11 protein-coding genes and 1 pseudogene are annotated in these 12,660 nt (G+C 64.5%); 4 read left to right on the top strand and 8 right to left on the bottom strand.

Annotated elements, in window-relative coordinates:
* Positions 1-74: 74 nt before the first annotated feature.
* The 6 genes and pseudogenes from QYH69_RS35260 to QYH69_RS35235 all read right to left on the bottom strand — a co-directional run.
* Positions 75-764, bottom strand: a pseudogene (locus QYH69_RS35260) (hypothetical protein); the annotation flags it as partial.
* A gap of 363 nt (positions 765-1,127) precedes the next feature.
* Positions 1,128-1,910, bottom strand: coding sequence for a peptidylprolyl isomerase (locus QYH69_RS35255; RefSeq protein WP_075157253.1), 783 nt, complete (start codon positions 1,908-1,910; stop codon positions 1,128-1,130).
* A gap of 158 nt (positions 1,911-2,068) precedes the next feature.
* Entirely contained in the window at positions 2,069-2,383 is a 315-nt protein-coding gene (locus QYH69_RS35250) for a BolA family protein (protein WP_308836251.1), read from the bottom strand.
* Positions 2,384-2,387: 4 nt separating this feature from the next.
* A complete protein-coding gene (locus QYH69_RS35245; RefSeq protein WP_308836250.1) occupies positions 2,388-2,918 on the bottom strand; it encodes a septation protein A in 531 nt (176 codons plus the stop codon).
* A 142-nt stretch (positions 2,919-3,060) separates the two neighbouring features.
* On the bottom strand, positions 3,061-3,504 hold the full coding sequence (gene msrB, locus QYH69_RS35240; protein ID WP_308836249.1) for a peptide-methionine (R)-S-oxide reductase MsrB: 444 nt from the start codon (positions 3,502-3,504) through the stop codon (positions 3,061-3,063).
* A gap of 60 nt (positions 3,505-3,564) precedes the next feature.
* A complete protein-coding gene (locus QYH69_RS35235) occupies positions 3,565-5,136 on the bottom strand; it encodes a YdiU family protein (protein ID WP_374992565.1) in 1,572 nt (523 codons plus the stop codon).
* A gap of 213 nt (positions 5,137-5,349) precedes the next feature.
* On the opposite strand from QYH69_RS35235, the gene QYH69_RS35230 reads away from it, so the two are divergent.
* The 4 genes from QYH69_RS35230 (at position 5,350) to QYH69_RS35215 (ending at position 11,065) form a co-directional block, all read left to right on the top strand.
* Positions 5,350-7,101: a 3-(methylthio)propionyl-CoA ligase gene (locus QYH69_RS35230; RefSeq protein WP_308836248.1), complete on the top strand. Its 1,752-nt coding sequence runs from the start codon at positions 5,350-5,352 to the stop codon at positions 7,099-7,101.
* Positions 7,102-7,331: 230 nt separating this feature from the next.
* Positions 7,332-9,419: a 3-hydroxyacyl-CoA dehydrogenase NAD-binding domain-containing protein gene (locus QYH69_RS35225; RefSeq protein WP_308836247.1), complete on the top strand. Its 2,088-nt coding sequence runs from the start codon at positions 7,332-7,334 to the stop codon at positions 9,417-9,419.
* 36 nt (positions 9,420-9,455) lie between these two features.
* Positions 9,456-10,154, top strand: coding sequence for a bifunctional nicotinamidase/pyrazinamidase (pncA, locus tag QYH69_RS35220; RefSeq protein ID WP_308836246.1), 699 nt, complete (start codon positions 9,456-9,458; stop codon positions 10,152-10,154).
* 14 nt (positions 10,155-10,168) lie between these two features.
* Positions 10,169-11,065 carry a DMT family transporter gene (locus QYH69_RS35215; protein WP_308836245.1) on the top strand — a complete coding sequence of 299 codons (897 nt, stop codon included), beginning with the start codon at positions 10,169-10,171 and terminating at the stop codon, positions 11,063-11,065.
* Position 11,066: 1 nt separating this feature from the next.
* Here QYH69_RS35215 and QYH69_RS35210 read toward each other — a convergent pair whose 3' ends face one another.
* Both QYH69_RS35210 and QYH69_RS35205 read right to left on the bottom strand, forming a co-directional pair.
* A complete protein-coding gene (locus QYH69_RS35210) occupies positions 11,067-11,567 on the bottom strand; it encodes an LEA type 2 family protein (RefSeq protein WP_308836244.1) in 501 nt (166 codons plus the stop codon).
* A 210-nt stretch (positions 11,568-11,777) separates the two neighbouring features.
* Positions 11,778-12,071: a GYD domain-containing protein gene (locus QYH69_RS35205; RefSeq protein WP_075157246.1), complete on the bottom strand. Its 294-nt coding sequence runs from the start codon at positions 12,069-12,071 to the stop codon at positions 11,778-11,780.
* Positions 12,072-12,660 lie beyond the last annotated feature (589 nt).

Below are 12,660 nucleotides of genomic sequence, written 5' to 3'. Positions count from 1 at the left end.
GTAGCCATGTCGTTCTGTGAGCCAAGGAGTTGGTAGAATGTTTTGTCTTCCTAAGACCGCTTGGCCTCCGACTTGAGTTCCTCGACCAGATCGCGGCGCGCCGGCACCGTGAACGCGATCGCGATGCGCGTCGAAAACTGCACACGCCTTGCGGTCGAGCCGCACGCCGCGATCAGGACCGCGAATCCGGCGAGCAGGGCGCAGCCGATCATGCGCAGCATGCCGGGCGCGAGACCCGTCATGCGCGCGAGCGTCGACGCGTCCGCGATCATGCCGGCCGCCGTCATCAGCGCGAGGGCGAGCGCCAGCGTGATGCTCGTCAACACCGTCATCCGGCCGACCTGCACGGGCGTGACGCCGGCGACGCCGTACACGCGGCAGCGCACCGCGCCGCCCGTCAGCGCGCCGAAGCCGGTGGCGTTGCCGAGCGCCGAGCCGACCGTCGCGCCGACCCACAGCGGCGCGCGCGGCACCTTTGCGCCGGCGTAGCGCAGCCCGACCGCATCGCGCCCGACCAGCGCGACGTAGCTCGCCGCGGTCGCGCCGAGCGCGCCGGCCCATTCGCCGGCCGACAGATGGCAGAGCCGGGTGACGACCGAACGGTAGTCGACCGCTTGCGACAGATGCTGAAAGACGACGAGCAGAAGCGCGCAGACGCCGAACGCGATGGCGGGAACGAGACATTGGCGCCAATGCTGCGCGCCGGGCAGGCGCCTTACGCGTGCGAGAACGCGGTGGAGGCTGGATAGGTCTGTGTCATGCATGGGTTCGGAGCATCGGGACCCGCTTTGCTGCGCCGCACCCTCGAAGACCCGAATTTCGAGGCATGTTGCCGCGGCGCGCGGCGAATCCTTTTATGTCGTTTTTATCATCGACGGTGCGAGCCGACCGCCCTATGTGCCGCCAGGCATTGCGTGGCGCGGCTCTGCACCGATACCGTTGTGCAAATAGTGAGTAAAGGAAGCAAACGGCTATAACGGCCGGCTGGTTGACCGGCTTTAGAAAATTGTCTGGATCTGTTTGAAAATCGTAAGGTCGCGCGAATGGGCGCGCCCAAAAAAGCAAAACCCCCATGCTCCGTGGAGCATGGGGGTTTCCGCGAAGCGGTGCGCCCGAGAAAAGCGCGCTTACTGGATCTTTGCGTTCTTGCGCAGGTTTTCTTCGAACGCCTGGAGTTTCTCCTGCTGCATCTGCTGGACGATCTGCGGCTTGACCTGTTCGAGCGGCGGCGGCGGGGTTTCGCGCACATCGTCGACGCGGATGATGTGCCAGCCGAACTGCGTGTGCACCGGCGTATCGGTCATCTGGCCTTTCTGCAGTTTTTCCGCGGCCGTCGCGAATTCAGGCACATACGCCTTCGGATCGGACCAGTCGAGATCGCCGCCGTTCTTGGCCGAGCCCGGGTCCTTCGAGTATTGCTTGGCGAGGTCTTCGAAGCTCGCGCCGCCCTTGATCTTCGCGATCAGATCCTTCGCCTGCTGCTCGCTATCGACGAGGATGTGGTGCAGGTGATACTCCTTGCCGCCGCCGGCTTCCTTGACGAGCTCGTCGTACTTGGCCTTGACTTCGGCATCGCTCGGCTGGTTGTTCTTCACGAAGTCTTCGATCAGCGCGCGCAGCACGACCGTCTGCTGCGCGACCGCGACCTGCGCCTTGACGTCCGGACGCGAGGGCAGGCCGCGGCGCGCCGCTTCCTGCATCAGGATCTCGCGATTGATGAGTTCCTCGCGCACGGCCTGCTCGAGATGCGGCGAATCCTGCTGACCTTGTGCCACGAGTTGCTGAACGAGCGCATCGGCACGTGATTTCGGAATCGGCGTGCCGTTCACGACGGCGATGTTCTGTGCAAACGCAGGAGCCGCCGCGCACGCGGCCAGCAAGACCCAGTAGCGGGTGTTTTTCAAGGTCATCGGAAGTTCCTAATGGAGCAGACTAACGGGGCTAACGTAACGTGGGTGGATAGCGGCAGCCGATCAGAACGACTTCGAAGGTACTCGCCTGTGCAAGGCGCAGCACACGCACGATGCAACGCATGGCTACAGGGCCGATACACGGGAATACACGGGAGCTAATGCGGCAACTGCCTGAATTCTTGCGGCGTGTAAGCCGTGATTGCGAGCGCGTGGATGCCGCGCTGCATCGCATCGGCCAGCGCATCATACACCAGGCGATGACGCGCGACCCGCGGCTTTCCCGCGAACGCGGCGGCCACGATCGTCACGCTGTAATGGCCGCCCGAGGCGGCTCCGGGGTGTCCCGCGTGCTGCGCGCTATCGTCGCGCACGGTAATCGATTCGACCGGCGCGAGCGCGGCGCCAAGCCGCGCTTCGATCAATGCGATGCGCTCGGCCGGCGTGGCGCGAAGGAAGGCGTCGGCACTCATGATGTCACTCTTCTTTCATATACTTCGAAAGCCACAGGCTCTGCCCGACGATAAACACGACCAGACAGCCCGTCGCGCCGAACAGCTTGAAGTTGACCCATGCGTCGGTCGAGAAGTTGTACGCGACGAACAGGTTCAGAATGCCGAGCAGCACGAAGAACACGGCCCAGACAATACTGAGTTGCCCCCAGATCCGATGTGGCAGCGTGATCTGCTTGCCCATCATCGCTTCGATCAGGTTCTTGCCGAAGGCGAATTGCGAGACGATCAGCACGACCGAAAATGCCCAGTACAGCACCGTGGGCTTCCATTTGATGAACGTGTCGTTGTGCAGCACGAGCGTGGCGCCGCCGAATACGGTCACGACGCCGAGGCTGATCCACAGCATCGGATCGACCTTGCGATGGCGAAACGCCACCCACGCAATCTGCACGAGCGTCGCGCCGATCGCCACCGCGGTCGCGGTGAAAATGCCCCAGACCTTGAATGCGACAAAAAACAGGATGATCGGGAACAGATCGAACAGGAATTTCATTATCAGGTCGGAGGAATCCGCTGGCGAAGCGCACATTGTGCACGCTTCGCCGCGCGGGTTGCGGCGGGCCGCGGCAGGTTGCCAGAGGCCGGCCCGAGGGGCGGCCTGAGCCCGGACTTTCGCCGAAGCGACATCGGCAAGCTTACTTGGGGTCGAATTGTAACGCAGCCGAGTTGATGCAGTAGCGCAGGCCGGTCGGCGCCGGACCGTCCTCGAACACATGGCCCAGATGCGAACCGCAGTTCTTGCAGCGCACTTCGATACGCAGCATGCCGTGCGAGCGGTCGGTGCGCTCCTCGATCACTTCGCCGTTGATCGGCTTGAAGTAGCTGGGCCAGCCGCAGCCCGCATCGAACTTCGTATCGCTTTCGAAAAGCGGCGTGCCGCACGCGACGCAATCGTAGATGCCGCGATCCCAGTGGTCCCAGTAGCGGCCTGTGAACGGGCGCTCGGTCGCCGCGTGGCGCGTCACCTCGTACTCGGTCTCGGACAACTGCTTGCGCCACTCGGCGTCGTCTTTTTGCACGGGGTACTCGCTGGTATCGGCGGAGGTCTTCGCGGAGTGGTTCAGATCGTCAGCGTTCATGGTCGGGTCCTGAAGAGAATGCGGGTCGGGCAATAAGGCGGTCGATGAAGCCGCGGCTCTTTACGACGAACAGCTGACTTCGAGCGAACCCGCCCAATCGGGCGGCAGCGCCGCATAGGCGGCGTGCTCGGGCTGTTCGTCGAACGGCCGGCGCAGCACCGCTGCAAGCCGCTCGACTTCGGAAAAGTCTTTTTCCTTCGCGTGGCGGATTGCCGTTTCCGCAAGGTGATTGCGAAGCACGAATTTGGGGTTCACACGGTTCATTGCAAGCGCGCGCGACGCGTCGTCGCGTGCTTCCTGTGACAGCCGCGCGCGATAGTCGTTCGCCCAGGCATCGAAGGCGGCGCGATCGAGAAACAGATCGCGCACGCTCGTATCGCCGCTTGCATCGTGCTTCGAGACGCGTGCGAGATGGCGGAACGTCAGCGTGAAGTCCGCGCGGTTCGCATGCATGATCTCGAAGAGCCGGTTCGCGAGCGCGTCGTCGCCGTCACGCGCGGTTTCGAGGCCGAGCTTGGCGCGCATGCGCGCTTCGAGCGCGGGCGCAAAACGCGTCTTGAAGCCTTCGAGCACGCGTTGTGCATCTTCGACGGAACGCTCGCCGCGCCGGCTTTCTTCATACTGTGCTCCGAACAGCGGCAGCAGCGCCTGCGCAAGGCAGAACAGATTCCAGTACGCGATCTGCGGCTGCATCCGGTAGGCGTAGCGGCCTTGCGAGTCCGAGTGATTGCAGATGTGATTCGCGTCGAAGCCGTCGATAAAGCCGAATGGGCCATAGTCGATCGTGAGGCCGAGGATCGACATGTTGTCGGTGTTCATCACACCGTGACAGAAGCCGACCGCCTGCCATTGCGCGATCATGTCCGCGGTCGACACCACTGCTTCGTTCAGCAGCGCGAGATAGGGGTCGTCGGCCTGCCTGCAGGCCGGATAGAAGCGATCGATCACGTGATCGGCGAGCGCGGTCAGCGCATCGACGCGGTCGTTCGAATAGAAGTGTTCGAAATGCCCGAAGCGCACGAAGCTCGGCGACACGCGCGTCACGACGGCCGCGGTTTCCATTTCCTCGCGGCGCACGGGCTGGTCGGAACCTGTCACGCACAGCGCGCGCGTCGTCGCGATGCCGAGATGATGCATGGCCTCGGAACACAGGAACTCGCGAATCGACGAGCGCAGTACTGCGCGGCCGTCGCCCATGCGCGAATACGGAGTGCGGCCGCCGCCTTTCAGCTGCAATTCGAAGCGCTTGCCGGCGTGTTCGACTTCGCCGAGACCGAGCGCGCGGCCGTCGCCGAGCTGGCCCGCCCAGACGCCGAACTGATGGCCGGAGTAGACCGAGGCATAGGGCAGCGCGTCAGCGGACCATGTGCGCGTGGTATTGCCCGAGAAAAAGTCGGCAAAGCCGGGGTCGCTCGCGAGCGTGGCGGGAAAGCCAAGCATCGCCGCGCATTCCGGCGAAAAGCCAACCACATACGGGGCGGGTAGCGGCGCGGCAGGCAAGCGGGTCAGGAATGCCGAACCGAGCTCGGCGAACGAGCCGTCCCGCTTGCTCGCGATTGCCGCGACAGCCATATCGAACGGACCGGACGTGCCGGCTTCGGGAAGTTCTGCGGTGCCTGGTGAAAACGTCATATTGAGCGCCTCTTTAATAGCCGATATTGTAAATCCGCGTGTCTTGCGCTGCTGGCGGCCGGTTTGCTTTGCGGGGTTGCTTCGCAGGTTTGCGTCGCGGGTTTGCGTCGCGAGTTGCGTCGCATAGGCCATGCCTTGACGCGGAAGTGGAAACTGCCACCCTCGCGCAGTGACGATCATCAACGACAACGCACCAGTACTGGGGATAGGCCCATGACGCCGTCGCTGCAAGGTCGGATGATGGATGTGCCGCTGACGGTGTCCGCGCTGCTGAGGCACGCGGCGCGGTTCTACGGCTCGGTCGAAATCGTGTCGCGGCGCATCGAAGGCGATCTGCATCGCTATACCTGGCGCGAGTGCGAGCGGCGCGCGAAACAGCTCGCGCAGGCGCTGATCGCGCTCGACGTGCAGCCAGGCGAGCGGATCGCGACGCTCGCCTGGAACGGCTACCGGCACCTCGAAACGTACTACGGCACGACGGGCTTCGGCGCGGTCTGCCATACGATCAATCCGCGGCTCTTTCCCGATCAGATCGCGTTCATCATCAACGACGCGCAAGACCGCTACGTGCTGTTCGACATCTCGTTCGCGCCGCTCGTCGACGTGCTCGCGCCGCAATGTCCGCACGTGCGCGGCTGGATCGCGCTGACCGACGACGCGCATCTGCCCGAGATGCGCACGCTCGCGTCAAACGGTGTGACGAGCTACGAAGCGCTGCTCGCACCGCACGACGGCGCGTACCAATGGCCGCTTATCGACGAGCGCAGCGCATCGTACCTGTGCTATACGTCCGGCACGACCGGCCATCCGAAAGGCGCGCTGTACACGCATCGATCGACAGTGCTGCATGCGTACAACGCGGCGCTGCCGAATGCGATGGCCTTGTCGGCGCGCGACGTCGTGATGCCGGTCGTGCCGATGTTTCATGTGAATGCATGGGGTCTGCCGCACGCGGCGCCGCTGTCGGGCTCGAAGCTCGTGTTTCCAGGCAAGGATCTCGACGGACGGTCGCTTTACGAGCTGATGGAAGCGGAGCAGGTCACCTGCTCGGCCGGCGTGCCGACTGTCTGGCTCGGGTTGCTTGCGCATATGAAGGAAACCGCCGCGCGCTTTTCGACGCTCGAGCGCACGGTGATCGGCGGCTCCGCATGCCCGCCCGCGATGCTGCGCGCATTCGAGGACGACTACGGCGTCGAAGTGATCCACGCGTGGGGCATGACCGAGATGTCGCCGCTCGGCACGCTCGTGAAGCGCACAGGCGAAGAGGCGCGGCGCCCTGCCGCCCGGCAGCGCGCGCTGCGCGAGAAGCAGGGGCGGCCGATCTTCAACGTCGATATGAAGATCGTCGGCGACGATGGCCGCGAACTGCCGTGGGACGGCGTGTCGTTCGGCGATCTGCACGTACGCGGGCCGTGCGTGATCGACCGCTACTACGGCGCGCAAACTTCGCCGCTGATCGACGGCTGGTTTCCGACCGGCGATGTCGCGACGCTCGACCCCGATGGCTTCATGCATATCACCGATCGCAGCAAGGATGTCATCAAGTCCGGCGGCGAATGGATCAGTTCGATCGACCTCGAGAATATCGCCGTCGCGCATCCGGCCGTTGCCGAAGCGGCGTGCGTCGCCGTTGCGCATCCTCGCTGGACCGAGCGGCCGCTGCTGGTCGTCGTCAGACGGCCGCACGCGACGCTTACGCGCGACGAATTGCTCGCGTTCTATGTGGATAAGGTCGTCAAATGGTGGATCCCCGACGATGTCGTGTTCGTCGACGAACTGCCGCATACGGCGACCGGCAAGCTGCAAAAGGTGAAGCTGCGCGAGCAGTTCCGCGACTATGTGCCGCCTTCGGTGCTTGCCGATCCGGCATGTCCAACGGCGAGCGCGTCTGCGCACGCCGCCGGCACGGATCGCGGCGCGGACGCAGAAGCGCCTGGCGAGGGCGTACGCCGCGCACGGCGCTGACGGCGGGGGCCCGCTTTGATGACTTCGCGATGCCCTCGCGATGCCCCGCCGTCGCCCGATCCTGAATTGAACGATCGTTCCTGTCTGTGTATCCTGCGTGCTCGCGATACGTTCGCTGCAAAATGCGGACAATAGCCCTACATCCCGCTGATACCGCGTGAACGCATCACGCCTGCCGCGCACGCGGTATGCGGCTTTGGCCTCACGCAGGCCAACACGGAGGCACGCAGATGGCAGTCGATTACGCGACCCGCGACGGCGTTGCCGTCATCACGCTGAACAACCCGCCCGTCAACGGTCTTGGCCACGCGACGCGTGCCGGAATCGTCGATGCGCTCGAACGCGCGCGGCAGGACCCGGCCGTGACCGCAGTCGTGCTGACCGGTGCCGGCAAGGTGTTCTGCGGCGGCGCCGACATCACGGAATTCAACACGCCGAAAGCGAGCGCCGAGCCGATGCTCGGCACGGTGATTCGCGCGCTCGAAGGCAGTGCGAAGCCGGTTGTCGCGGCGCTCCACGGCGTGGCCGTGGGCGGCGGGCTCGAACTCGCGCTCGGCGCGCATTATCGCGTCGCCGCGCGCGGCACGCAGATCGCATTGCCCGAAGTGACGCTCGGACTTCTGCCCGGCGCCGGCGGCACGCAACGCTTGCCGCGCGCAATCGGGCTGCAGCGTGCGCTCGATATGATCGTGACGGGGGCGCCGGCAATGTCCGAAGCGCTCGCGGATACCGCGCTGTTCGACAGGCTCGCCGAAGCCGATCTGCTCGACGCCGCGCTGGCTTTGGCGCGCGACGCAGGCGCGCGGCCCGGACCGCACCCGCAGCTGCGCGAGCGCGCCATCGACGGTCCCGATGCGGCGGCTCACCTCGCATCCGCGCGCAAACGCATTGCCGGGACCGCGAGGCATTTTCCCGCGCCGCATCGATGTATCGATGCGATCGAAGCCGGCGCGTTGCACGGGTTCAATCAGGGCCTCGCGTTCGAGCGCGAATGCTTCGTCGCGCTCGTTCAATCGCCCGAAAGCCGCGCGCTGCGCCATGCATTTTTCGGCGAACGCGCGGCTGGCAAGATTGCCGATGTCCCGTCCGATACGCCGACGCGCACGATCGCGCAGGTCGCCGTGATCGGCGCGGGCACGATGGGCGGCGGCATTGCGATGAGTTTCGCCAATGCGGGTTTACCGGTTACGCTCATCGACACGGGCAACGAAGCGATCGAGCGCGGTCTCGCGACGATCCGCAAGAATTACGACAATACTGTCAAAAAAGGCAGGCTCGCGGCTGAAGCGGCGCAAGAACGGCTTGCGCGTATCGAGCCGTCTTTGTCTTATGACAATCTGAAGCACGCGGACCTGATCGTCGAAGCGGTATTCGAGGATCTGAACGTGAAAGAGCAGGTGTTTCGCCGCATCGATGCGCTGGCGAAGCCGGGCGCGATTCTCGCATCGAACACGTCGACGCTCGATCTGAACCGCATCGCCGCATTCACGCAGCGCCCGCAGGACGTGATCGGCATGCATTTCTTCAGCCCCGCGAACGTGATGAAGCTGCTCGAAGTCGTGCGCGGCGAACAGACGGCGAAGGACGTGCTCGCCACCGTCATGAAGCTGGCGAAGAAGCTCGGCAAAACCGCGGTCGTCGCGCGCGTGTGCGACGGCTTTATCGGCAACCGGATGATCGAGCAATACATCCGCCAGTCGCTCTTTATGATTGAAGAGGGCGCGCTGCCCGCACAGGTGGACCGTGCGATCGAGGCGTTCGGCTTCGCGATGGGGCCGTTCCGGATGAGCGATCTCGCGGGCAACGATATCGGCTGGGCGATCCGCAAGCGCCGTTATCGCGAGCATCCGGAGCAACGCTATGCGAAAGTCGCCGACCGGCTGTGCCAGATGGGCCGCTTCGGTCAGAAGACCGGCGGCGGCTGGTACGACTACGAGCCGGGCGAGCGTACTGCCTGTCCGTCGCAGGCCGTCGACGACATGATCGTGGCGCATGCGCGCGAGGCCGGTGTCGCGCGCCGCGAGCTTGGCGATGACGAGATCGTCGAGCGGCTCGTCTACGCGCTCGTCAATGAAGGCGCGAAGATTCTCGACGAAGGCATTGCCGCGAAAGCGTCGGACATCGATATGGTCTATCTGACCGGTTACGGTTTTCCGCTGTGGCGCGGCGGACCGATGTGGTATGCGGATACGGTCGGTCTTGACGAGGTGGAGCGCGCGATTCGCCGTTATGCGGCCGCCGAGCCGAACGGCGATGCGTGGGAGATCGCACCGGGCCTGGTCGAACGTGCGGCACAGGGGCGGCGTTTCAACGGCTAGACGGCGAATGAGACCACGAAAGAAGCGGGAGAAAGCATGAAGACCGTATCGAAGTACAACATCAACCAGACCGAAGACGTGCTGCTGGTCGTCGATCTGCAAAACGACTTCATGCCGGGCGGCGCGCTCGCGGTCGCACGCGGCGACGAGGTCGTGCCGATCGCAAACCGGCTCGCGCGTCTTTTCAGCCACGTCGTGCTGACGCAGGACTGGCACCCGCGCTCGCATATTTCGTTCGCTGCGAATCATGCGGGCCGCAAGCCGTTCGAGACCATCACGCTGCCGTACGGCCAGCAGGTGATGTGGCCCGTGCATTGCGTGCAGGAAACAGCGGGCGCCGCCTTTCATCGCGACGTCGATATTCCGCATGCGCGCGCGATTATCCGCAAGGGACATCATCAGCATGTCGACAGCTATTCGGCCTTTGTCGAAGCGGACCACGCGACGCCGACCGGACTCACCGGTTATTTGCGCGACACCGGTGTCAAACGCGTCTGGTGCTGCGGGCTGGCAACCGACTTTTGCGTTGCGTGGTCGTCGCTCGATGCGCGCGCGGCCGGATTCGACGTGATCGTCATCGAAGACGCGACGCGCGCGATCGACCTGGACGGCTCGCTCGAGGCGGCGTGGCGCGAGATGCAGGCCGCCGGCGTGCAGCGCGTGCGCTCGACGGATCTGCTGGGCGGATCGGCGGCGGATCGGGCGGCGAGCGTGCCGGCGAATTCGCCGAACTAGAAGGTCCGGCTCCCTTGTCCATCGCCATCCCCCGGCAGCATGCAGTCACCGCGCGCAGCATCGTGCAGATTCTGCTCGCGATGTTCTGCTTCGCGCTCGTCGACGCGCTTGCGAAAGCGGTCTCGCTCGACTATCCGGCCAACGAGCTCACCTTCTTCCGAATGATGTTCGGCCTCGCGCCGGCGCTCGTGATGTGCCTGCGCGGCACACCATTACGCGAGCGGATCAAAACGCTGAGCCTGCGCAGACAGACGCTGCGCGCGCTGACGCTGCTCGTCACGCTCGGGCTGTTCTTTGCCGGACTGCCGTGCGCGCCGCTGTCCGAAGCGGTCGCGATTCTGTATTCGGAGGCGTTATTCGTCACCGTGCTCGCGCCGTTGCTGCTGAAGGAGCCGCTGCGAGGCCGCGATGCCGCGGCGGCCGCCATCGGTTTTATCGGCGTGCTGCTGATCGTGCGGCCGACGGGCAATCACTCGAGCTGGATCGGGCCGCTACTGCTGATTCTGAGCGCGATCACGGGTGCGCTGTCGATCATCCAGATCAAGCGCTTCGAGCCGACCGAAGATTCGGGCGTCGCGGTGCTGTACTTCACGCTCGTCGGCATGCTCGTCAGCAGCCTGTCGCTGCCTTTTCTATGGCGCACGCCGACGCCGGGTGCACTCGCGCTCATGGCGCTGATCGGCGTTCTCGCCGGTACGGGGCAGATCCTTATGACCGTCGCGTTTCGCGATTCGAGCGCGAGCGCGCTTGCGCCGTACAACTACACGACCATCGTATGGGCGACGCTGTTCGGCTATCTCGCGTGGGGCGAGACGATCGGGTTCGTGTCGGCGGCCGGCATTGCGCTCGTGGTGGGCAGCTCGATTGCGGTCGCCTTGCGCGGCAAGCCGGTCGAAGGGCCGACCGTGTGAATCAGGAATCCGCGCCGCCGATGGACGGGAACGGAATCGACATCGAGCCCTGGTCGACAAAGCGCGTGCTGCCGGTTATGCCGGTACCGGCCAGCCGCCCGCGCAGGATGTATTCGATCTGGCCATATTGCGAACGGTCGACGAACACGAACATCTGATTGAGCACGGCGAGCGCCGGGACGGTGACGGGCACGCTGACGACCGTTTCGCCGAACGCCGGCACGCTGCCGGATGCGGGGCTCACACCGGTCGCGAACGCCTTGCCGTTGACTTCGAGATCGACCGAAATACCGGTGAAGTTCACAGCTGAACTGCTCGGGTTCTGGATGCGCAGCTTCATGTTGAAGCGCATTTCCGTGCCCTGGTTATCGAGCGGCTCGAGGCCGGCAACGTTCACGCGCAGCGGATCGCTGCCGAACCACGTGGCGCAGCCTGACAACGCGGCCACGGCAAGCGCGACAGCAACGAAGCGGATCAACCTGACGACGCGATCGGAGTACATGGCCGGCACCTCGGCGAGAGCGGGAATCTGGCGGTCATTGTAGTCGGGGCCGGGCGATTTGGGCGTGGCACGGTTACTGCCACGCGCGCACCGGTTTGCCTGTCTGTCATTTCCGAGCCACCCGCAACGCCCAGCGGGCGTCGCAGGAGGAAGCGCTCGCCCGATCTCGCGCCCGACGGGTGCCGTCGAACTTCGCTCGCCGCTCACCGCTCACTTCAGGCCGGCGAGAATCCGCTCCATCTCGTCTTCGCCGAAGGCGCGCAAGGTCGACGTTCGCACATTCCCTTGCAAGCCGAGCGCAAGCCCGATGCGCGTGGCGGTCTCGTCGTCGGGGCAGTCGTACGTCACGACGAGATCGTAGGCGCCGAGCGTCCATTTGAGCGAGCCGATCGACGTGCCGAGCGACCGCGCGGTCTCCTCGAATGCCTTGGCGCGCTTGACGGTGTCCTTCACGTTGCGAATACCCTGATCGGTCCAGTTGACGAGCATGATGTAGGTAGCCATGTTGCCCTCTCGAAGTCGGATGGCGATGTGCCGTGCGCGCGGCGCGTCGCGCGCCGCATGAGTCGATACCGGTCTTTGCACTTGCTTGCGCATGGGCGTCCCGGTGCGTTTGCATGTGCGGACCGGCGCACGGGCCGGTGGCGCCGCGTCGCGCGCGGATGCGCGCTTCGATCGCGCGGCGTTTTCGATGCGGGTTGTCGGAATGGAACACCAGACGGCCGCGCAAGCAGTGCGCGATGGAAAAAGTATAGGAAACGACAGGGCCGCCGGCAGCGGTGCCGCGCACACGAAGGCGTCTTTTTTCGCTCCGTTGGCGTTGATGCAAGTACATATTGACGAATCGTCTTTACGCGCATGCGCCAATGCGATCGACCTGGCGGGTTATCATCATGAGGATACGAGGGCGCGGCGATGCCGCGCACCGTCGCCGTCAAATCCGATCAAACGCAATCAAGCTCAATCAAGCGCGATCTAACGGGATCAAGCGCGATCGATCGACAAGGAGAAGACCGTGATTCGTCACATCGTGATGTGGAAACTGCATTACGATTCACGGCATTGGTTGCTTGTCAGATAAGGCGTGATAGCT

The sequence above is a fragment of the Paraburkholderia sp. SARCC-3016 genome, from assembly GCF_031119615.1.
In the GTDB taxonomy this organism is placed as follows: Bacteria; Pseudomonadota; Gammaproteobacteria; order Burkholderiales; family Burkholderiaceae; genus Paraburkholderia.
Note: the sequence above shows the minus strand (reverse complement) of the source record. Positions and strands in the feature narration are given on the sequence as shown.